We start from the raw sequence: 22,622 nt of genomic DNA on the forward strand, positions 1-22,622 counted from the left end.
CTAGACCAATCCCTGTGAGGACAAGATGACCGTCACCGTATATTCCAAGCCAGCCTGCGTTCAGTGCACCGCGACCACGCGTGCGCTCGACCGAAAGGGCATCGACTATACGGTGGTCGATATTTCCGAAGATGCCGAAGCCTATGCGCGCGTCGAAGAAATGGGATACCGCCAGGTACCAGTGGTAGTAGCTGGCGATCAGCACTGGGCCGGCTTCCGACCCGACATGATCGGCGGTCTTGCCTAACGAAAAAGGGGTTTGCGCGGATGCTGGAATTTCCGTCCGCGCACCAAGGGAACCGAAGCCGGGAACCATGGGCACCATCGTTTACTATTCCAGCAGTTCGGAAAACACCCATCGCTTCGTCAAGAAGCTGGGCCTTGCGAGCGTAAGGCTGCCGGTCGATGCCGGCAGCGAGCCGCCTGTGGTGGATGAACCATTTGTTCTGGTTCTTCCCACCTATAGCGGCAGCGACGGCAAGGGCGCTGTGCCCAAGCCAGTCATTAAGTTTTTAAACAATCCGGCCAATCGCGGTTTCATTCGCGGCGTGATCGCGGCCGGCAACACGAATTTCGGTGCGGCCTATGGCGAGGCTGGCAATATTGTCAGCGCCAAATGTGCCGTCCCCCTCCTCTATCGGTTCGAAATGCTCGGTACCGAAGAGGATGTGACAAACGTCAAGCAAGGACTCGAACGGTTTTGGACACGCTCACACTAGACCGCACCGAAGAACGCCCCGCCGCCAAGGGCCTGGGCCAGGACCAGTCGCTGGATTTCCACGCGCTCAATGCCATGCTCAATCTTTATGATGACAATGGCAATATCCAGTTCGACAAGGATAAGCAGGCGGCGCACCAGTACTTCCTGCAGCACGTCAACCAGAACACCGTCTTCTTCCACAATCTGCGCGAGAAGATCAGTTATCTCGTCGAAGAAGGCTATTACGAGCAGGACGTGCTCGATCAGTACTCCTTCAACTTCGTGCGCGATCTTTACGATTACGCCTACGACAAGAAGTTCCGCTTCCCGACCTTCCTCGGCGCGTTCAAATATTATACGTCCTATACGCTCAAGACCTTCGACGGTAAACGCTACCTCGAGCGCTACGAAGATCGCGTCTGCATGGTGGCGCTGGCGCTCGCGCGTGGCGACGAAGTGCTCGCCAAGCAGCTTGTCGACGAGATCATCTCGGGCCGTTTCCAGCCCGCGACCCCGACCTTCCTCAATGCCGGCAAGAAGCAGCGCGGCGAGCTTGTTTCGTGCTTCCTCTTGCGGGTCGAAGACAACATGGAATCGATCGGCCGCTCGATCAATTCGGCGCTACAGCTTTCAAAGCGCGGCGGCGGCGTGGCCCTGAGCTTGACCAACATTCGCGAAATGGGCGCCCCGATCAAGCAGATCGAAAACCAGTCCTCGGGCGTGCTTCCGGTCATGAAGCTGCTCGAAGACAGCTTCTCCTATGCCAATCAGCTGGGCGCGCGCCAGGGCGCGGGTGCGGTTTATCTCCATGCACACCACCCTGACATCATGCGCTTTCTCGATACAAAGCGCGAAAATGCCGATGAGAAGATCCGCATCAAAACGCTCTCGCTCGGCGTCGTGATCCCCGACATCACCTTCGAATTGGCCAAGAACAACGAGGACATGTACCTGTTCTCGCCCTATGACGTGCAGAAGGTCTATGGCGTGCCGATGACCGAAATCTCGGTCACCGAAAAGTACCGCGAAATGGTCGCCGATGGGCGGATCAAGAAGAAGAAGATCAAGGCCCGCGAGTTCTTTCAGATCATCGCCGAGATCCAGTTCGAAAGCGGCTATCCCTACATCATGTTCGAGGACACGGTGAACAAGGCGAACCCGATCGCGGGCCGCATCACCATGTCCAATCTCTGCTCGGAAATCCTGCAGGTCAGCGAAGCAAGCGAATTCAGCGAAGACCTGAGCTACACCAAGATGGGCAAGGATATTTCCTGCAATCTCGGCTCGCTCAACATCGCCGCCGCGATGGATTCATCCGATTTCGGCCGCACCATCGAAACCTCGATCCGTGCGCTGACCGCCGTGTCGGACATGAGCAATATCTCGTCCGTGCCCTCGATCGCCCAAGGCAATAACGATAGCCACGCGATCGGTCTTGGACAGATGAACCTGCACGGCTATCTCGCCCGCGAGCGCATCTTCTACGGTTCCGAAGAAGGCATCGACTTCACCAATATCTACTTCTACACGGTGACCTATCACGCCATCCGCGCGTCGAACCTGATCGCCACCGAACGCGAGCAGACCTTCAAGGGCTTTGAAAAGTCGAAATATGCCGACGGCACATATTTCGATAAGTACACGACTAAGGAATGGAAGCCCGCGACCGAAAAAGTCGCAAAGCTTTTCGAAGACGCCGGCATTCACATCCCGACCCAGGAAGACTGGCTTAATTTGAAGGCCAAGGTCATGATGACCGGCCTTTACAACCAGAACCTGCAGGCCGTGCCGCCGACCGGCTCGATCTCCTATATCAACCACTCGACCTCCTCGATCCATCCGATCGTCTCCAAGATCGAGATCCGCAAGGAAGGCAAGATCGGCCGCGTCTACTATCCGGCCGCCTTCATGACCAACGACAACCTGGAATATTACCAGGATGCCTATGAGATCGGCCCGGAAAAGATCATCGACACCTATGCGGCGGCCACCCAGCACGTCGACCAGGGCCTGTCGCTGACCCTGTTCTTCCGCGATACCGCGACCACCCGCGATATCAACAAGGCGCAGATCTACGCCTGGAAGAAGGGCATCAAGACCATCTACTACATCCGCCTGCGCCAGTTGGCCCTCGAGGGTACTGAAGTGCAGGGCTGCGTTTCCTGCGCGCTGTGACCAAGGGCAAAACTGTTATGAACGTTCACGTAAAGCCGCTGAGCCGCGTCCGCGCGATCAACTGGAACCGCATCCAGGACGATAAGGACCTCGAGGTCTGGAACCGCCTGACCTCCAACTTCTGGCTGCCCGAAAAGGTGCCGCTCAGCAACGACATCCCGTCCTGGGCGACGCTGAAGCCGGAAGAGCAGAAGCTGACCATCCGCGTATTCACCGGCCTCACCCTGCTCGACACCATCCAGAACGGCGTTGGCGCCGTTCGCCTGATGAACGATGCGCAGACCCCGCATGAAGAAGCGGTTTTGTCGAACATCTCCTTCATGGAAGCGGTCCATGCCCGCTCCTATTCCTCGATCTTTTCGACCCTGTGCCTGACGCCGGACGTCGACGACGCCTATCGCTGGTCGGAAGAAAACGAATTCCTGCAGCACAAGGCGCGGCTGATCATGGAACAGTATGACGGCGCCGATCCCTTGAAGAAGAAGGTTGCTTCCGTCTTCCTCGAAAGCTTCCTGTTCTATTCCGGCTTTTATCTGCCCATGTATTGGTCGAGCCGCGCCAAGCTCACCAACACCGCCGACCTCATCCGCCTCATCATCAAGGACGAGTCGGTCCATGGTTATTATGTCGGCTATAAGTTCCAGCGCGAGATCGAGCGCCTTTCCGAAGAGCGCAAGCAGGAAATCAAGGATTTTGCCTTCGATTTCCTCCTCGAACTCTATGACAACGAAGCGCGCTACACCGAAGACCTCTATGACAGCGTCGGCCTTGCCGAAGACGTCAAGATGTTCCTCCACTACAACGCCAACAAGGCGCTGATGAACCTTGGCTACGAAGCCCTCTTCCCGCCCGAAGCCTGCAAGGTCAACGCCGCCATCCTATCGGCCCTCTCGCCGAACGCCGACGAAAACCACGACTTTTTCTCGGGCTCAGGCTCGAGCTATGTCATCGGTAAGGCGATTGCCACAGAGGACGAAGACTGGGATTTTTGATCCTGTCATCCAAAACGAAAAGGGCGCCAGATGGCGCCCTTTCTGATCAGCGCTGCGCGGCCCGCCGAACCCCTTCTCCCATCGAGGGAGAACGCGCCCGAAGGGCGGATGAGGGGGTTCCAATTTCCTTTTGTGCGTCGCACATGCAGAAAGTCCCCGCGCAACCCGATTTATCGCGGAATGGAGAAGTCTCTCACGCCTTGGCAGGAGCATTGAAACGACACCTCGTGCCCCTGGGTTACTCACTCCGCCACCAAAAGCTGCCACGCTGGTGCCAGCAAGGAAACCACCGACCGGCAAAACCTAAACCTAACATAAAGACATCTTTATATCCTTATTGACTTATCTCCTTGCCTCCGCCATCCTCGTCTCGTTCAAGGTCCCCGCAAGGGGATAACAGGGAATCCGGTGCGGCTGCGGCTCAAGTCCGGAGCTGCCCCCGCAACTGTCGGCGGAAACGGATGTTCATGGGTCCACTGGCGTCAGCATGCCGGGAAGGCGAGCATCCGGTTCGATCCGCGAGCCAGGAGACCTACCTTGGGCGGTGTATTCACTTGGCTCTGATCGGGCGGATCAGGGAGAGGACAAGACCCATGACGATAGATCGTCTCGATTTCCGAATGCGACGCTGAAGCCGGCCAACGGCCGTCTTTTCATAACATGCCCAACCATTTCAGCCTGCGCAAAAACCTGCGCCGGGCACGCTATCGCATAAGGAAAAACATGACCCGTTCAGCCAATCTCGGCTTCCCCCGCATCGGCCTCCACCGGGAACTCAAGAAAGCCCAGGAAAGCTTCTGGAAGGGCGAGACCGACGCCGCAGCGCTCCACGCCACCGCAAGAGAGCTGCGCGCACGCCATTGGACGCTGCAGCGCGACGCCGGCATCGACGTCATTCCCTCCAACGATTTCGCCTTTTACGACCACGTGCTCGATACGTCCGTGCTGGTCGGCGCCATTCCGCCGCGTTTTGCCGAAATCGCGGATGCGGACGAACGCTATTTCGCCATGGCCCGCGGCACCACTGCCGCCCCGGCAATGGAAATGACCAAGTGGTTCGACACCAATTATCATTTCATCGTCCCAGAACTGCATGCCGGGCAGAGCTTTGCGCTCAATGCTCAAAAGCCGGTTGGTCACTATCGCGAAGCCAAAGCTCTCGGCCTCGAGACCCGTCCGGTCATCGTTGGCCCCGTCACCTTCCTTAGCCTTGCCAAAGCCAAGGACAACGGCCTCGATCCGCTCGATCTGATCGACACGCTCGTGCCCGTTTATGCCGAGCTCCTGCGCACGCTCAGGGCCGAAGGTGCCGAATGGGTGCAGATCGATGAGCCCGTCCTCGTGCTCGACCTCTCGGACAAGCAGAGGGCGGCCTTCCAAATGGCCTATGAGGTCCTGAGCAAGGCCGGGCCAAAAGTGCTCCTTGCGACCTATTTTGGGGCGCTCCTCGACAATACCGAACTCGCGGCCACCCTGCCCGTTGCCGGCCTCCACATCGATCTCGTCCGCGCTCCCGAACAACTCGAAGACGTGCTTGCGGTGCTCCCCGAGGACAAGACGCTTTCGGTTGGCGTTGTCGATGGCCGCAATATCTGGCGAACCAATCTTGATCGCGCGCTCGGCTTCGTCACCCGCGCTTGGGACCAGATCGGGCCCGACCGGCTCGAGATCGCGCCGTCCTGTTCGCTGCTGCATAGCCCGGTCGATCTCGACGCCGAAACCAATCTCGATGCCGAACTGAAATCCTGGATGGCCTTTGCCAAGCAAAAGCTAGGGGAAGTGGCTGCATTGACCCAGGCGCAACGGGAAGGCCGCGCCGCGGCAAAGCTGACTTTCGACACATCGGCCGCCGCGGCAGCCGCACACCGCGCCTCCCCGCGCATCCATAAGGACGCGGTCAAGGCGCGCTCGGCTCAAACCATCGCCCTCGACCGGGCGTCTGGCTTTGCTGCACGCCGCGCCAAACAGCGCCAAAAGTTCAATCTGCCGTCTTATCCGACGACCACCATCGGCTCCTTCCCCCAGACCAGGGAAGTCCGCGAAGCCCGCGCCGCCTTCAAGAAGGGCCTGCTCGATGCCGCCGGTTACGATGCTTTCCTCGAACAGGAAACGGAAAAGTCCATCCGCATCCAGGAAGACATCGGGCTCGACGTGCTGGTACATGGCGAATTCGAGCGCAATGACATGGTCGAATATTTTGGCGAGCAGCTCGATGGCTTTGCTTTCACCAAAAATGGCTGGGTCCAGTCCTATGGCTCGCGCTGCGTCAAGCCGCCGGTGATCTTCGGCGATGTTTCGCGCCCTTCGGCCATGACCGTCCGCTGGTCGGCCTTTGCTGCCTCGCTCACCGACAAGCCGATGAAAGGCATGCTGACGGGGCCCGTGACCATCCTGCAATGGAGTTTTGTTCGCGTCGACCAGCCGCGCGCGGAAACCTGCCGCCAGATTGCCCTCGCCATCCGCGACGAGGTGCTCGACCTCGAAAAGGCCGGCATCGGCATCATCCAGATCGACGAGCCGGCACTGCGCGAAGGCCTGCCGCTTAGACAGCGCGATTGGAACTCCTACCTGCGCTGGGCCGTCGATTGCTTCCGTCTCTCCGCCTCGGGCGTTGCCGACGAAACGCAGATCCACACCCATATGTGCTATGCCGAATTCAACGACATCATGCCCGCCATCGCCGAGATGGACGCGGACGTGATTTCCATCGAAACCTCCCGCTCGGATATGGAGCTGCTCGAAGCATTCCGCGACTTCAAATATCCCAACGAAATCGGTCCCGGCGTCTGGGACATCCATTCTCCCCGCGTGCCGAGCGAGGCCGATATGCTTGCCTTGATGCAAAAGGCCGCCGAGGGCATCCCGGCCGACCAGCTCTGGGTCAACCCCGACTGCGGCCTAAAAACCCGCGGCTGGCCGGAGGTGAGGGCCTCGCTGATCAACTTGGTGAGCGCCGCGAAGGCGTTACGGGCATAGGGGCGATCCGATGAGCTTCCGGGCAGCCATTCTGTCCCGATGCTTAAACCATCATCATTGCCGGGCATGTCCCGGCAATCCATCTCGCCTCAGCATGGACCACCGGGATAAACCCGGTGGTGACGCCCGAGCCGCGGAATGCGGCGCTGCCAATTCGGCATGCCCCCATCCCTTTACTCCCTCCCCCTCCTGCCTATAGTGCGAGCCAAATCGGGAGGACCTTTATGACCTTGAAGCCGAAAAAATCGGTGGCCCTGTCGGGCGTCGTTGCCGGCAATACCGCGCTCTGCACCGTTGGCCGCAGCGGCAATGATCTGCATTATCGCGGCTACGACATTCTCGATCTCGCCCGCCAATGCGAATTCGAAGAGGTCGCCCATCTCCTCGTCCACGGCACCCTGCCCACCCGCGCCGAACTTGCCGCCTATAAAACCAAGCTCAAATCCCTGCGCGGTCTTCCCGCCATCGTGCGCCAGTCGCTCGAGCTCTTGCCGGCTGCGACCCACCCCATGGACGTCCTCCGCAGCGGCGTTTCCGCCCTTGGCTGCGTTCTCCCCGAAGCCCACGACCACAATCACGCCGGCGCCCGCGACATCGCCGACCGGCTGATCGCCAGTCAGGGCTCGATGCTGCTTTACTGGTATCATTTCTCCCACAACGGGCGGCGCATCGAGGCCGAAACCGACGACGATTCCGTCGGCGGCCACTTCCTCCACCTGCTGCATGGCAAAACGCCGAGCGAGAGCCACGTCAAGGCCATGCACGTCTCGCTGATCCTTTACGCCGAGCACGAATTCAACGCCTCGACCTTCACTGCCCGTACCATTGCCGGCACCGGCTCAGACATGTTCTCGGCCATTGCCGGCGCCATCGGCGCCCTGCGCGGCCCCAAGCATGGCGGCGCCAACGAAGTCGCCTTCGATATCCAGAAGCGCTATGCCGATCCCGACGGAGCCGAGGCCGATATCCGCCAGCGCGTCGAAAACCGCGAAGTCATCATCGGTTTCGGTCATCCGGTCTATACCGTCTCCGATCCGCGCAATGTCGTCATCAAGACCGTCGCCGAAGATCTCTCGAAGGAAGCCGGCTCGACCAAGATGTACGACATCGCCGAGCGCATCGAAGCGACCATGGCCGATGCCAAGAAGATGTTCCCCAATCTCGATTGGTTCAGCGCCGTTTCCTACCACATGATGGGTGTGCCGACCTCGATGTTCACCCCGCTCTTCGTCATCGCGCGCACCTCCGGCTGGTCCGCCCACGTCATCGAGCAGCGCCAGGACAACAAGATCATCCGCCCCTCGGCCAACTATACCGGGCCGGACGATCTCACCTTCGTGCCGATCGACCAGCGCTAATTTCAGGATTCGCCATGCCCTATCTTTTGTCCTCGGACCTGCCCACCGAACCCGCGGGCCTGCGCTTCCGCAATCTGATCGAGCGTGGTGGTATCCTGCGCCTGCCCGGCACCCATAACGGCATGGCCGCCCTCCAGGCCAAGGCAGCCGGCTTCGAGGCGCTCTATCTCTCGGGCGCAGCCATGACCGCCTCGATGGGCCTGCCGGATCTTGGCATCATCACGGTCGACGAGGTCTCCTTCTTCATCAGGCAGGTCGCCCGCTCGTCCGGTCTTCCCGTCCTCGTCGATGGCGATACCGGCTATGGCGAGGCGCTCAATGTCATGCACATGGTCCGCGCCTTCGAGGAGGCCGGCGCCGGCGCTGTGCATCTCGAGGATCAGCTCCTGCCCAAAAAGTGCGGCCACCTCAACGACAAGAAGCTCGCGACGGCCCATGACATGGCCGCCAAGGTCAACGCTGCCGCCAAGGCCCGCCGTCACCTTTACATTGTCGCCCGCACCGATGCGGCCGCCAGCGAGGGCATGGATGGCGCGGTGACCCGCGCAAAACTTTATATGGAAGCCGGCGCCGACGCGATCTTCCCCGAGGCCCTGACCACGGCCGAGATGTTCCGCGAATTCGCCCGGCGCATGCCCGGCGTACCGCTCCTCGCCAACATGACCGAATTCGGCAAGACGCCCTTCTTCACCGCCTCAGAATTCGAGGAGATGGGCTACCGCATGGTCATTTGGCCGGTCTCATCGCTTCGCGTCGCCAACAAGGCGCAGGAAAAGCTCTACGCCACCATCGCCCGGGATGGTTCGACCAAGGCCATGGTCCCCGAGATGCAGACCCGCGCCGAACTCTATGAAACGATCGGCCTCGCCGATTATGAAGCGCTCGACGCCTCGATCGTCGCGACGATCGTGCCTGATCCGGTCTGAGCGGAGACCCACAAGCGCCGCCATTGCCCGGCTTGTCCGGGCAATCGAAATCGTGACAAGCAAGGACTACCGGGACAATCCCGGTGGTAACGGACTGCAACGGCACAGAGGATGCCAGAAAAACTGGAAATCCCGCCTAGCTTTTGCTATGCCGCGCCTATGAGCGAAACCATCGAACGTCCCGTCCTCACACCGCCAAGCGGCGAGAAAAAAGTGCTGCTCCATTCCTGCTGCGCCCCTTGCTCGGGCGAAGTGATGGAAGCCATGCTCGCGTCCGGCGTCGATTACACGATCTTCTTCTACAATCCCAATATTCACCCCAAGCGCGAATATCTCCTGCGCAAGGACGAGAATGTGCGCTTCGCCGAAAAGCACGGCGTGCCCTTCATCGATGCCGATTATGACCGCGACAACTGGTTCGCCCGTGCAAAAGGCATGGAGCACGAGCCCGAGCGCGGCATCCGCTGCACCATGTGCTTCGACATGCGCTTCGAGCGCACCGCGCTTTACGCCCATGAGCATGGCTTTCCGGTGATGACCAGTTCGCTCGGCATTTCGCGCTGGAAGAACATGGCGCAGATCAATGAAAGCGGCAAACGCGCCGTCGCGCCCTATGAGGGCCTGAGCTACTGGGATTACAACTGGCGCAAGGGGGGCGGCTCGGCCCGCATGATCGAAATCTCCAAGCGCGAAGAATTTTACCAGCAGGAATATTGCGGCTGCGTTTATTCGCTGCGCGACACCAACGAGCATCGTATCGCCACCGGCCGCGACCGCATCGTCCTGGGCCAGAATTACTACGGCAAGGAAACGACCTCGGAATAGCCCAATTGGGGATTCTACGGATGCACCCACCCCGGCCTCGGCCGGGGTTTTGTTTTTTGCGGGCGCGTCCGTCGCCCGACGCGATTTTTTTCACAGCCAACGATTTATTGGCGTCCACTCGTCCTCGAAACTTGGTTCAGAGTGAAACACCCGGATTTCCAGGATTTTTTGTCTCAAAATCTAATGGCCAGATCGGCTGGCCTAAATGGTTACCGGGAATAGGAAATTAACGACCGATCGAATTAGCATGTCATTAACCACACTTTGCCAAGCTTTGTCGTAGCTATCCAGCAGGCAGAAGCCGTTGCTAGCATTTTTGAGCTTGGCTCGGGTTAGATCTGACATGCAGGACATTCTCAAATTCAGGCTCCAGCTGAGCCGGATTGCTCGAACCGGCATTGCCGCCGGCCTGCTTGCCTGCGCGCTCGCCGGCTGCGCCACCACTACCGACATGCCGACTTCGGAAGCTGAGATCGTGCGCGCGTCCGACGCCGTCATCCTTCCCCCGCCTGGCGGCCCCGCCATCGTCACTGTCGTGGAAACCGTCTACCCCAACGCCATCCGCCAGGATATTTCGCTTGCCACCGAAGCGCGCAGCGTTGGCGAAAACAAGATCAGCGTCATTCGCTTCATCGGCAAGGGTGGCGATGGCAGCGATGCCGCGCTCAAGGACATTCCCTTCACCCAGGTCAATCTGACGGAGGAGGCGCTCGCCGCCTGGCCCGGCTCGGGCATGGCCGTTTCGCCCTATTTCGTTCAGAACGCCTATGGCCCCTTTGGCTATGCGATTGCCAAGCCGGCTAATGGCGACACCTGCCTTTATGCCTGGCAGCGCATCGAACCGACGTTGAAACCCTCCGGCGCGGTCGATCGCGGCACCATCATCATTCGCGTCCAGGCCTGCCGCCGGGGCGTATCCGAAGAAGCGCTGCTCGAATTGATGTATCGCCTGCGCCTCAACGTGAACGTTTTCCCGCCGAGCAAGGCGCCCGCCGTGATCGGCGCGATCGCCAATCCCATCCGCCCGGTCGGCGCCGACGGCTTTGCCGAGGTCATCCCATCGAGCCAGCCCGTCGTTGCGAGGCGCCCCGCTCCCCGTGCCACCCCTGTTGTCCAGGCGGTCGCGGCCCCTGCCATCCCCGTACCACCCGCCGGCGCACCGATCGTGCCACCTCCCACGGGTACGAGCGGCCAATCGACCGGCCCGACCGTTCCCCGACCGACCACCTCGTCCGTTACCGTGCCGTCGCCGCCGACGGGCGGCAACTGACAGCCAGCCGTAAGGAAGGCCTAATCGATGAACAGGGCGCTGACCATTCTCTTCTGGCTGGCCGTTTCGACCGTGGTGCTGTCCGTGGTCACCGTACCCGTCAGCCTCCAGACCCATCTTGTCACCGCCTCGGTGCTGCTGATCGGCATGATGATCATCAAGCTCCTGCGCCTCGACGGCAACTGGCGCCTGCTGCTCCTGACCTTCGGCACCATCATCGTGCTGCGCTACGCTTTCTGGCGCACCACCAGCACCTTGCCGCCGATGGATCAATGGGCCGACTTCATTCCCGGCCTGATCCTTTATCTCGCTGAGATGTACTGCATCATGATGCTGTTCCTCAGCCTTTTCGTCGTTATCCGGCCAATGCCGAACCATGTCTCGACCCGCCTCACGCCCGGCGAGCCTGTCCCGACGGTCGACATCTTCATTCCCACCTATAACGAGGATTACGAACTCCTCGCCGGCACCCTCGCTGCCGCGCGCGACATTGATTATCCCGAAGATCGTTTCACCGTCTGGCTGCTCGATGATGGCTCGACCGAAGCCAAGCGCAACAATCCCGATCCCGAACAGGCCGCCGCTGCGCAGGAGCGCTACGAGCAGCTCCAGCAGCTCTGCGAGGAGCTCGGCTGCCGTTATCTGACGCGCCCCAAAAACGAGCACGCCAAGGCCGGCAATCTCAACAATGGCCTTGCCCATTCGACCGGCGAATTCGTCGCTGTCTTTGACGCCGACCATGCTCCCGCGCGCGATTTCCTTCAGGAAACCGTGCCCTTCTTCGGTCGCGACAGCCGGCTGTTCCTGGTCCAGACGCCGCACTTCTTTCTCAATCCCGATCCGCTCGAGCGTAATCTGCGCACTTTCGAAGTGATGCCTTCGGAAAACGAGATGTTCTATGGCGTCATCCAGCGCGGGCTCGATCGCTGGAACGCCGCCTTCTTCTGCGGATCGGCCGCCCTTCTCCGCCGCGAAGCCCTTGTCACCACCAATGGCTTTTCCGGCCGCTCCATTACCGAGGATTGCGAAACCGCCATCGAACTGCATAGCCGCGGCTGGAATTCGATCTATGTCGATAAGCCCCTCGTGGCGGGCCTGCAGCCGGTGACCTTTGCCAGCTTCATCGGCCAGCGTACCCGGTGGGCCCAGGGCATGATGCAGATCATGCTGTTCAGCTTTCCGCTCTTCAAGTCGGGGCTAACCGTCGCTCAGCGGCTTTGCTACATGTCCTCGACCATGTTCTGGCTCTTCCCGATCCCGCGCATGATCTTCCTCTTCGCCCCGTTCTTCTATCTCTTCTTCGATCTCCAGATCTTCACCGCATCGGCCGGCGAGTTCACTGCCTATACCCTTACCTATTTCGTGGTGAACCTGGTCATGCAGAACTCGCTCTTCGGGCGCTGGCGCTGGCCCTGGATTTCCGAGCTCTACGAATTCATCCAGTCCGTACACCTGCTTGGCGCGCTCTTCTCGGTCGTCCGCAACCCCTATAAGCCGAGCTTCAAGGTGACGGCCAAGGACGAGAGCGTTGAATCCTCGCGCCTCTCCGAACTGGCGCGCCCCTTCTATTTGATCTTTCTCCTCCTCGTGCTGGCCGTCGGCATGACCATCTACAAGATCGGCGCCGAGCCCTATCAGGCCGAAGTCACGATGGTGGTGGGCGGCTGGAACATCTTCAACCTGATCCTTGCCGGCTGTGCTCTCGGCGTTGTTTCCGAACGCCGCGAAGGCTGGGGCAGCCGCCGCGTCGCCGTCGAACGCCGCTGCGAAGTGCGCGGTACCGATGGGGAATGGACCCGCGCCATGCTGGTCAACGTCTCGAGCGGCGGCGTGGCCGTGCGCATGCCCAATAGCTCGGCAGGTCTTGGTCGCGGCATGCCGACGACCCTGCGCTTCACCCCGCTCGCCAATATCGGCGCCGACGAGTTGCCCGTCTTCATCCGCCAGGTTACCCAGGAGGGGAAGGGCGTCGTCTTCGGCTGCCGCTACATGCCCGAGCGCGGCTCGCACTATCGCCTGATTGCCGATCTTATCTACGCCAATTCGGGCAATTGGCAGATGCGCCAGAGTGCGCGTCAGGTCAATATTGGCATCATCCGCGGCACCGTCCGCTTCCTCGGCATCGCGCTTTATCAAACCGGTCGCGGGCTCGGCTATCTTCTCCGCTTCGGTTCGGGAAGGGCCCTTGGCAAATGACGATCAAACCCGCCCTTCTCGCCTCCGTTGCGCTCCTTGCCCTTTCCGCTGGTGTCTCTGCTCAGCAGCCTGCGCCCTTCGACATGTCGCCCGAGAGCGGTCTTGTCACCAAGCCAGCCGACCCTGCTCCAGCCACACCTGCGACCCCGGCAGAAGCGCAACCCGCGGCGCCACAAGGCTTCACGCGCTACCTGCTGCCCACCGGCAACCTTCGCCTTGAGGGCGAAGAGTCCAAGGATGGCGTCGTCGTCTACCTGACCGACGCCCAGGCCGCAGCGCCGGCCAAGCTGCAGTTCTCCTATCTCAACGCCCTCGTCGTCGCGCCCGAAGTCTCGAACCTGCGGATACGCGTCAACCAGACCGACATCACCACAGCGCAGATCGCCTCGTCTTCGGCGCCGACGCTGGTTTCAGCCGAAATTCCCGCCGGCATTCTTCGTGCTGGCGCCAATGTCGTCGAATTCCGCGCCAGCCAACGCCACCGCACCGATTGCACCGTCGATTCCACCTATGAACTCTGGACCGAGATCGCCAGCGACAGCGCCCAGCTGATTTTTGAGGGCACCGGCCTCGACCGGCTCGACCAATTGGCTGAACTCGGCGCGGTAGGTGTCGATGCGACCGGCAACACCACCCTCCGGCTTCTTGCCCCCGATACGGCCGATCCTGCGGCGAAGGCCACCATGCTGCGCCTTGTCCAGCAGATCGGGCTCGCCCTCCGCACCCCCAAGCTCACTATTTCCTTTGCCGACGCGCCTTCGGCTGCGCAGGAACCCGGCATACTCGACGTCGCCATCATGCCCGCGGCCGAACTGCCCGCGGCCTACGACGCTGCCCGAGCGCAATCATCGAGCGGGCCCCTCGCCGCCATGCTTCCGGTCGCCTCGGGCGCCAATACGCTCGTCATCTCCGGCCCCACCTGGGACGCAATCGCCCGCGCCGGCGATGCGCTTGTCGCCGCCGCCCCGATCACGCCCGAACGCCCGCGCTACGATCTCCCATCGCCCACCCCGATGATGCAGGGCGATTCCTCGGTCACCCTCAGCGGCCTCGGCGTCGATAGCCTCGAATTCAACGGCCGCCGCTACGCTACCAACCTTCAGTTCGAGCTGCCCGCCGATTTTTACGGCTATCGCTATGGCGAACTCGAACTGGTGCTCGATGCCGCCTATTCCAGCGACGTGCTGCCCGGCAGCGAGATCGACATCTACACCAATGGCGAAATCGCCTCGGCCACCCCGCTTCTCCGCACCGATGGCGGCGCCCTCAAGGACACCCGCATCCGCATCCCGATGACCAATCTGCGTCCGGGCCGTAATGTCGCGACCCTGTCGGTGAACCTGCAGACGCGCTCCGACGCCTCCTGCGCCGCCGGCTGGACAGGCAGCTCTCCCGTCCGCTTCGTGCTCTCCAACGCCAGCGCCCTCCGCCTCCCCGATTACGCCCGCGCTGTCACCATGCCGGACCTGCAGGTGCTGACGGGCACGGCCTGGCCCTATGTCAACGACACAGCCGTCCCCATTGCCATCGGCCAAGGCGAGGAGTCCATGGTTTCGGCGCTGATGTTTGCCGCGCGCATCGCCACCGCCTCGGGCAACATCATCAATTTCTCGGTCGTCCCCGATGCGGAACTCTCAGCGGAGAGCGACGCTTTCATCGTCATGCCGACCACTGCGATTTCCCCGCTCAATCTGTCGCGCACTGGCGTCGGCACTGGCGCATCCTCTGCCCAGCGCAATGACGAAGCCCTTCTCGACCAGTTCGCGACCAACGAGCCCGGTGGTCCATTCGCCGGCCAGGTGCAGTGGCTGCTCGAAACCGTCGGCCTCAACCTGACTGACCTCCGCGTCCTCCCAACTCCGGACCAGCCCTATCAACCTCCGGCCGATGCCGTCGTCGTCTCCCAGATGCGCCAGCCCGAGGGTGGGCTCTGGACGACCCTCACCGCGGCAACCGGCGCAACCCTTGTCAGCGGCACGGAACGGCTTCTCGATACCGACACCTGGCGCCAGATCGGCGGCCGCGTCAGCGCCATCGCGCCGCGCGACGAGAGGGTGACGACCATCGCGGCCAACAACGTCACCATTGTTCCCGACGAGCCCATGTCGATCCTCAACGCCCGCCGCGTCGCCGCCAACTGGTTCTCGGGCAATATCGTTTATTTCGCGCTCGCCATCGTCGTCGGCGGCATTCTCCTCATGTTCGCTACCTCTCGCCTTCTCACCCGGATTGGACGCCCGTCATGAAATCCTGGCTGATTTCGCTCTTGCTTGGAGGATGCATGCTCGTGCCGGCTCAGGCTGCATCGGTCTTCACCGCGGAAGAATGGCAAAGCTATCTCGATGCTTTCGTCGACGAGAGCGGCCGCGTCGTCGATACCGGCAACGGCAATATCAGCCACAGCGAGGGCCAGGGCTATGGCCTCATTCTCTCGGCCCTGGCCGAAGATCGCGCGGCCTTCGATCGCATCCTCGAATTCACGCGCAAGGAGCTGATGGTCCGCGAGGATGGCCTTGCGGCCTGGCGCTGGGAGCCCGATGCCGATCCCCACGTCACAGACACCAACAACGCCACCGACGGCGACATGCTTATCGCCTATGGCCTCGTCATGGCGGGCGAAACCTGGAACGACCCTACCCTCAGCGCCGAAGCGCAAAAGATGGTCCAGACCATCGGCCGCTCCATGCTCACCTCCGCCGATGGCCTCCCCGCCATCCTCCCCGGAGCCGAAGGCTTTGCCGGCACCGACGAGACCGGCGGCCAGCCGATCCTCAATCCGTCCTATTGGGTCTTCGAGACCCTCCCCGTCTTTGCCCAGCTCGATCCGGTCATTGATTGGAACGCTGTCAGCGCCACGGGCCTCGAACTTCTCCGCCGCGCTACGGCGACACCTGCCGGCATTCCCGGCGATTGGGTCGTCATGCGCGATGGCGCTGTCGAACCCGCGCCCAACTTCCCAGCAGAATTCGGCTATAACGGCATCCGCATTCCCGTCTATCTGATGCGCGCCGGCGTCGATCCCGCCTATCTCGAACCCTTCCGCAACAATGCGTCTTCGGCCGGCCTCTTCAAGATCGACCTGACGACCGGCAAGGCCATCGAACCGATCTCGGAACCAGGCTACCGCCTGATCCAGGCTGCAATGGAATGCATTGCGACCGGCCGCCCCGTCCCCGCGGAGCTGCGCACGCTCGACCCGACCAGCTACTATGCCGCGACGCTGCAATTGCTGATGCTCGATCATCTGCGTCGCCAGCGCCTCGCCTGCATCAGCGCGGAGCCCGAGCAATGAGACGGCCCGAGGCTTTTTCGCTGGTCCTGTTCTGCGGCCTTGCCATCGGCATGCTCGGGCTCGTCAATCGCGGCTGGAGCCAGCCTGCGCCCGAATTGCCGCCGCCCCTGGCCCCGGTCGCCATCGATCCTGTTACGGTGTCGCGCACGGGCGTTGCGCCCTTCATCGTCTCCCAGACTGAAGCGGCCCCCGCAACGCCCACCCCGGTCCAGACGATCATCGCAGCCCCGCCATCGCCACAGCCGGTGCTGACCGCACAGGCCGTGCCGCAGACGACCGCTTCAGGCGCGCCGGACGAAACGGCGCTGCGCTATTTCGCCCAGCAGGGCGACACCGTGCGCCTCCAGCGCGAGATCGAGCGCCTCCGCGCCCTCTACCCCAATTGGCAGCCGCCCGCCGACCCGCTAGCCAGCGATTTCACGCCCGACCAGGACATCATCAAGATCTGGGACCTCGTGACCGCCAGTGACTATGCCGGCGCCCGCGCCGCCATTGCCGACAAGCAGGCCAAGGACCCGGCCTTCGTTCCCACCGCCGACCTTCTTGAAACCATTTCGCGTGGCGAAGCGGGCGTCGAGCTGCGCGCCGCTTCCGACGCCGCCGATTACGCCAAGGTGATTTCCATCGCTGCCAATGCGCCGCAGCTCCTGACCTGTGCCAGCGTCGACAATCTCTGGCGCCTCGCCGAAGCCTTCGCCAAGACCGGCAACAAGCAGCGTGCCGTCGACGCTTATGGCTATGTGCTGACCAATTGCACCGATACCGGCGAGCGCTACGCCACCATGCAGAAGGCGATCGATCTGCTCGCTCGCGCCGACCTGGCCCCGCTCCTGGCGCTCGAAAAGACCGGCACCGATGGTGTCGGTGAATTCGAAGTCCTGCGCCTCGATCTTGCCCGGCGCGCCATCGCCGCCTCGCTCGAAGAAGGCGGCGAAAAGGCTCAGGCTGACGACGTCACCCGCCTCGCCAAGACCACCGAAACCAGCAAGAACCCCGACGATCTCCGGCTCCTTGGCTATTTCGAACTCGATCGCAATCAGCCCGACGATGCGCGCAAATATTTCGAAGCCGCGCTCGATGCCGATCCGTCCGCGGCGTCTGCCGAAGGTCTCGGTGTCGCGCTTCTCCAGCTCGAAGAGCCTACCGAAGCTGAAGACATTCTTGCCGACTACAGCGACGAAAACGACACCATCAACCAGGTCTATCGCGATGCTGCGGCCGCCATGCTGGCGCTGCAGCCGCGGCCGACCATCAAGGACAATGTTCTTTCCCGCATCGTCAAGGCAGGTCTTGATGCACGCGACCCCGACATTGCCCAGGAGCTCGGCTGGTACGCCTATGCATTCAACCAGCCGCAGACTGCCGTCGAATGGTTCGAAACCGCACTCGGCTGGCAGGCCGATCTCGAGCCTGCCGCCTATGGCCTGATGGTCGCGGCCAACGCGCTGAATGACACCGCCAAGGTCGAAGAAATCCGCCGCACCTGGGGCAGCCGGTCGGTGCGTATCGCCCAGTTCGGCTCGGTGTCCGGCGCCACCTTCAACGTGCCATTGCCCAAGCCTCGTCCGGTGCACGCGACCACTCAGGTGCAGCCGGTTCGTGTCGCTCAGGCGCAGCCTGTGGTTCAGGCCCAGCCTGTGGTTCAGGCCCAGCCTGTGGTTCAGGCCCAGCCTGTTGCGCAATATCGCGAAGCGGTCCCTGCCGCTGATCCCGGCAGTGGTGGCGGAGGCGGTGGTGACGGATCGGGCGGCGGTTGCCAGGTTTACCGCCCGCCCATGAGCCTTTCCCCCTCAGCCGCACTTTCCCACGCCTGGTGCCTTATGGATCTCAACCGCCCCGCCCAGGCGGTTGATCATTTTCAGCGTGCGCTCGATTCAGCCAGCCAGTCGATCCGGAGCGACGCTGCCTATGGCCAGTCGCTCGCCTATATCCGGCTGGGCCTTGCTGACGAAGCCGCGGTCGCCGCAGCTGCTGCCCCGATTTCGGACAAGCGCGCCGTTGAGCTCGAAATCTCGATCCTCACCAAGAAGGCAACCAGCGCCTATGACATCGGCGAATATGCCATGGCGCTCAATCTTCTCGATCAGCGTGCTCACTACGCGCCCGAACGCAATGACCTCCTGACGCTGCGCGCCTGGTCCTACTACCACCTCAAGCGCTATCGCGAAGCCGAGCGCATTTTCGAAGCCGTTGCCGCCACCGGCTACGGCGATGCTGTTGCAGGGCTCGACGCAGCCCGCTCGGCCTTGCGGAGTGCCGTTGGCTCATAGCGCCGCCGGCGGTTATGCTTACTACATAAAAGAATGCCGGCCCGAAGGCCGGCATCTCGATCAGCTTTCCGCCAGAAGCTTGCGGATTTTTGCCACCGCCGTTGCGGTATCTTCCCGATAGGCGATCGTTCCTTCGAAGTCGCCGTCCTTGTTGAGAAGAAACACCGACGCGGTATGGTCCATCGTGTAGTCGGTCCCTTCGAGCGGCACCTTCTTAAAGTAGATCGCCCAGGCTTTCGCTGCCTTCTCGATTTCCGCCACCGAGCCGGTCACACCGGTCACATGACCAGTCCAGGAGACATAGTCGCCCACGATGTCGACTGTGTCGCGTTCCGGGTCGACCGTCACGAAGTAGGCCTTGAGGTCCTTTGCCTCATCGCCCAGCGCCTCATACCAGGCGGTCATTTCCGCCATGGTCGTCGGGCACACTTCCGGGCAATGCGTAAAGCCGAAGAAGAGAAGCGATGGATGCCCTTCGAGCGTCTGGCGGTTGAACGCTTCCCCGCTCGCCGTCACCAGTTGATACTCGCCCTGGCCGAGGCTTTGCGCCTGGCTCGGCCGGGTGAAAGCTGTATAGGCATAAAGCCCCGTCGCCCCGATCGCCACGACCGCGACCAGGGTCCAGAGCACCGTTCTGAGTGTCGTTAGCTTCATTTCGGCCTCAATGCGCCATGCTGCCGTGATCGTGCGCGGGTGCATCGGCCGCTGCGCCGGCGGCAACGAGATCGAGTGTCACTTCGCCCGCCTTTTCAAAGGTCAGCGTCACCGAAACCTTTTCGCCTTCCTTGATCGGACCATTGAGGCCCATGAACATGATGTGGTTGCCGCCCGGCTCGAGCGTCACCGTTTCGCCTGCGGGAATGGCAAGTCCATCGACAAGCTGGCGCATCTTCATGACATCGCCTTCCATCGCCATTTCGTGGATCTGGGTGTCCTTGGCGATCGTGCTTGTTGCCGAAATCAGGCGGTCGTCTTCGGTGCCGGTATTCTTGATCGTCAGGAAGCCGCCGCCCACCGGCGCATTGGGCAGGGTGGCGCGGGTGAACGGACCCGAGATTTCAAGATCGCCGACCGTCACGGCGTCGCAGCCCGAGTGTTCGGTTTGCGCGGCGTCGTCGGTATGCTGATGGCCCTCATGGGCAATGACGGGAGCGGCGACAGTCAAAGTGAGCGCAGAAACAAGGGCAAAAAGAGAAGAACGGAGTGTCATCTGAAATTCCAATAGGCCGCAGCACCCAAAAGGGTCTTCATAGGGCCAGTTATGAGAAGAATGGGGGATGGAGCGCTCAGGCGAGCGCTGGCGGTGCCCTTGGAATGCCCGGATGCGCGCTTGGCGCGGCGGGAACATCGGCCCTCTCGGTCCCATAGACGACGTTGATCGCCGTCAACAGCGGCGCGTCGAAATTGCTCTCGACGGAAACAGCTGCGAGCTCGAACTTGGCGACACCCGTCAGCGGGCATTTGGCGGCAAGCGGAGTTTCGTCCTGCCGATCATCGCTGACCGAGGTACAGACCGAAAAGGACGAGGTCGATTCAAAGCCGAGTCGCGCCAGATCCTTTTGGAGGCCACTGACCTGATGCAGCGGCGCGAGGAGCACGAGCATATAGATCGCCAGCACCGCAAAGGCGGCGCCCACTTCCCTGGCGATATGATGCATCCGGATCGGCATCGTGTTCCTCGATCTGGTCTTGAGCTACACGCACCCCAAATCCATTGCAAGCTGCGCAGTGTCGCACCGCCCTGATGCGCGCAGCGAAATCGCACGACCCACCAACCGGGCCGGCCTTATCGGGCTAGCCCTTCACCCCGGCAGAAAGCATGATGGCCTGCGTCACCCGACGCTGGAAAATCAGGTAGACCACCGCCACCGGCAGGCCCGCCACGACCGCCGAGGCCATGAGCTTGCCATAGACGATGCCATAGGCGTCTTTCACCTGCGTGATCCCGACCGGCACGGTCATCGTCGCCTCGCCCGTCGCCGCCAGGAAGGGCCAGAGGAAGCTGTTCCAAGCGCCGATGAAGGTGATGATGGCCAGGGAGGCGGTAACGCCCCAATTCATCGGCAGGTAGATGCGGAAGAGGATCTTCAAATGTCCCGCCGAGTCCATCTGCGCGGCCTCGCGAAACTCCTTGGGCACCGAGTCGAAGAACTGCTTGTAGACGATGATTACAACCGGCACGATTAACTGCGGCAGGATGATGCCGGCCCAGGTGTTGAGGAGCTTGAACTGCGCCATCAACACGAAGTGGTTCACGATCAGCGCCTGCATCGGCACCATGAAACAGGCGAGGATCAGCACATAGATCACCCGCCGTCCGGGAAAATCGAGCTGGCTCAGCGCATAGGCGCAGCCGGCCGAGGAGACGATGACGAGCGCGGTGATGATCAGCGAGGTCACCATCGAGTTGATGTACCAGATGCCGATATTGGTGTTGTTCCAGATGTGGATATAGCTGTCGAACACCACCCGATTGGGGATCAGCGAATTGCTCCCCGAAATGACTTCGCCATCGGGTTTGATCGAGGTGATCACCGCCCAATAGATCGGGAAGAACGACGCGAGCGCGACAAGGATGGTAATCGCCGTCAGCGCCAGCCCGATCACATCGATGGGGCCATCGCCCCGGCTGCGCGCGGCAGCGACCGCCTCGCGATTGGGAAGGGCTTCGGCGCTCATTTCTCACCTCTCGCGCGCAAGACTTGGTACTGCAGCACCGACAGGACGATGATCATCAGGAACAGCAGCATGGCGGCCGTTGCGGCCTCGCCGCCCTTGTTCTGCTGGAAGGCGAGCTTATAGACATATTGCACCAGCGTGATCGTCGCGTCCTGCCGCCCACCGATCGAGAACAGATAGACCTGATCGAAAATTTTTAGCTGCGCGATGAGCTGGATGGTCAGCACCAGCGCCGTCACCGGCCAGATCAGCGGCCAGGTGATTTTTTGAAATTGCCGCCACCGCCCGGCACTATCGAGCGATGCCGCTTCGTAGATCTCGGGCGAGATGTTTCTCAAGCCCGCGATGAACAGCAGGATATTGAAACCCATGGTCCACCAGAGGGTGACGAAGGCGACCGTGGGCATGAAGAGGGGAATGGTGCGCGTCAGCGAAATTGGCTGGCCGCCATTAAAGAGCGCCACAAGCCCCTGTACCAGCCCATACTGCACGTCGATGATCCAGTTCCAGGTGAGGAACACCACCGAGACCGGTAGGATATAGGGCAGGAAGAAACAGGCGAGCACGAAGCCCTGCACCGGACCCTTGAGCCGGTTCACCGCCATGGCGATGACAAGCGAAACGAGCGTATTGGGAATAACCGTCAGCAACACGAAATAAGCCGTGTTCCAGAACGCCTGATGGAAAAGCTTGTGGCTGAGAATTTTGACATAGTTATCCCAGCCCACCCAGTCGCCCGTCCCGATCAACGGCGCCTTGGTAAAGCTGAGCATGGCCATCTGGATCGTTGGCCAGACGAACAGCGCCCCATAGATGAGCACGAACGGGCCCACCAGGATCAGCGCCACCAGATATTCCTGCCGTTTATCCCTGAGCATCTTTTTGGGCCTCCGATTCCGTCACAAGCACCAGCGGGCACCTCCCCCTTGATGGGGGAGGTTGGGAGGGGGTGACATGAGCCAC

Annotated in this window: 18 protein-coding genes and 1 riboswitch; of the genes, 13 read left to right on the plus strand and 5 right to left on the minus strand. The window is 61.5% G+C overall.

Annotation, left to right across the window (positions count from 1 at the left end):
* Positions 1-25: 25 nt before the first annotated feature.
* The 13 genes from nrdH to VW35_RS19660 all read left to right on the plus strand — a co-directional run bounded on the left by nrdH (position 26) and on the right by VW35_RS19660 (position 18,980).
* Positions 26-247 (plus strand): glutaredoxin-like protein NrdH, encoded by a 222-nt coding sequence (nrdH, locus tag VW35_RS19600; protein ID WP_046144767.1) that lies wholly within the window; start codon positions 26-28, stop codon positions 245-247.
* 67 nt (positions 248-314) lie between these two features.
* Positions 315-719, plus strand: a complete 405-nt coding sequence (nrdI, locus tag VW35_RS19605; RefSeq protein ID WP_046144768.1) for a class Ib ribonucleoside-diphosphate reductase assembly flavoprotein NrdI — start codon at positions 315-317, stop codon at positions 717-719.
* Positions 701-2,875: a class 1b ribonucleoside-diphosphate reductase subunit alpha gene (nrdE, locus tag VW35_RS19610; RefSeq protein ID WP_046144769.1), complete on the plus strand. Its 2,175-nt coding sequence runs from the start codon at positions 701-703 to the stop codon at positions 2,873-2,875. The genes nrdI and nrdE overlap by 19 nt, the downstream gene beginning before the upstream one ends.
* A 17-nt stretch (positions 2,876-2,892) precedes the next feature.
* Positions 2,893-3,867 (plus strand): class 1b ribonucleoside-diphosphate reductase subunit beta, encoded by a 975-nt coding sequence (nrdF, locus tag VW35_RS19615; protein ID WP_046144770.1) that lies wholly within the window; start codon positions 2,893-2,895, stop codon positions 3,865-3,867.
* A gap of 360 nt (positions 3,868-4,227) precedes the next feature.
* Positions 4,228-4,421, plus strand: a riboswitch (cobalamin riboswitch).
* Between the two features lie 169 nt (positions 4,422-4,590).
* The gene (metE, locus tag VW35_RS19620) at positions 4,591-6,843 is read left to right on the plus strand and encodes a 5-methyltetrahydropteroyltriglutamate--homocysteine S-methyltransferase (RefSeq protein ID WP_046144920.1); all 2,253 of its coding nucleotides are present in this window, start codon (positions 4,591-4,593) and stop codon (positions 6,841-6,843) included.
* Positions 6,844-7,067: 224 nt separating this feature from the next.
* Positions 7,068-8,201, plus strand: a complete 1,134-nt coding sequence (gene prpC, locus VW35_RS19625) for a bifunctional 2-methylcitrate synthase/citrate synthase (protein ID WP_046144771.1) — start codon at positions 7,068-7,070, stop codon at positions 8,199-8,201.
* Between the two features lie 14 nt (positions 8,202-8,215).
* Positions 8,216-9,127, plus strand: coding sequence for a methylisocitrate lyase (prpB, locus tag VW35_RS19630; protein WP_046144772.1), 912 nt, complete (start codon positions 8,216-8,218; stop codon positions 9,125-9,127).
* A gap of 159 nt (positions 9,128-9,286) precedes the next feature.
* Positions 9,287-9,952 carry an epoxyqueuosine reductase QueH gene (locus tag VW35_RS19635; RefSeq protein WP_046144773.1) on the plus strand — a complete coding sequence of 222 codons (666 nt, stop codon included), beginning with the start codon at positions 9,287-9,289 and terminating at the stop codon, positions 9,950-9,952.
* A 343-nt stretch (positions 9,953-10,295) separates the two neighbouring features.
* Positions 10,296-11,222 carry a cellulose biosynthesis protein BcsN gene (gene bcsN / locus VW35_RS20820; RefSeq protein ID WP_052951886.1) on the plus strand — a complete coding sequence of 309 codons (927 nt, stop codon included), beginning with the start codon at positions 10,296-10,298 and terminating at the stop codon, positions 11,220-11,222.
* A gap of 27 nt (positions 11,223-11,249) precedes the next feature.
* Complete coding sequence (gene bcsA / locus VW35_RS19645; protein WP_046144774.1) at positions 11,250-13,418, plus strand: UDP-forming cellulose synthase catalytic subunit; 2,169 nt, start codon at positions 11,250-11,252, stop codon at positions 13,416-13,418.
* Complete coding sequence (locus VW35_RS19650; RefSeq protein ID WP_046144775.1) at positions 13,415-15,664, plus strand: cellulose biosynthesis cyclic di-GMP-binding regulatory protein BcsB; 2,250 nt, start codon at positions 13,415-13,417, stop codon at positions 15,662-15,664. Before bcsA ends, VW35_RS19650 begins: the two co-directional genes overlap by 4 nt.
* The gene (locus tag VW35_RS19655; protein WP_046144776.1) at positions 15,661-16,710 is read left to right on the plus strand and encodes a family 8 glycosyl hydrolase; all 1,050 of its coding nucleotides are present in this window, start codon (positions 15,661-15,663) and stop codon (positions 16,708-16,710) included. The genes VW35_RS19650 and VW35_RS19655 overlap by 4 nt, the downstream gene beginning before the upstream one ends.
* Positions 16,707-18,980, plus strand: a complete 2,274-nt coding sequence (locus tag VW35_RS19660; RefSeq protein ID WP_052951887.1) for a tetratricopeptide repeat protein — start codon at positions 16,707-16,709, stop codon at positions 18,978-18,980. The genes VW35_RS19655 and VW35_RS19660 overlap by 4 nt, the downstream gene beginning before the upstream one ends.
* 60 nt (positions 18,981-19,040) lie before the next feature.
* Here the strand turns inward: VW35_RS19660 and VW35_RS19665 are convergent, their stop codons facing one another.
* The 5 genes from VW35_RS19665 to VW35_RS19685 form a co-directional block, all read right to left on the minus strand.
* Positions 19,041-19,634, minus strand: coding sequence for an SCO family protein (locus tag VW35_RS19665; RefSeq protein WP_046144923.1), 594 nt, complete (start codon positions 19,632-19,634; stop codon positions 19,041-19,043).
* Between the two features lie 7 nt (positions 19,635-19,641).
* Entirely contained in the window at positions 19,642-20,190 is a 549-nt protein-coding gene (locus VW35_RS19670; protein WP_052951889.1) for a copper chaperone PCu(A)C, read from the minus strand.
* Between the two features lie 76 nt (positions 20,191-20,266).
* Positions 20,267-20,650, minus strand: a complete 384-nt coding sequence (locus VW35_RS19675; protein ID WP_046144777.1) for a hypothetical protein — start codon at positions 20,648-20,650, stop codon at positions 20,267-20,269.
* Positions 20,651-20,774: 124 nt separating this feature from the next.
* A complete protein-coding gene (locus tag VW35_RS19680) occupies positions 20,775-21,659 on the minus strand; it encodes a carbohydrate ABC transporter permease (RefSeq protein ID WP_083983067.1) in 885 nt (294 codons plus the stop codon).
* Positions 21,656-22,537, minus strand: coding sequence for a carbohydrate ABC transporter permease (locus tag VW35_RS19685; protein WP_046144778.1), 882 nt, complete (start codon positions 22,535-22,537; stop codon positions 21,656-21,658). The genes VW35_RS19680 and VW35_RS19685 overlap by 4 nt, the downstream gene beginning before the upstream one ends.
* Positions 22,538-22,622 lie beyond the last annotated feature (85 nt).

The sequence above is a fragment of the Devosia soli genome (genome assembly GCF_000970455.1).
Lineage (GTDB): Bacteria > Pseudomonadota > Alphaproteobacteria > Rhizobiales > Devosiaceae > Devosia > Devosia soli.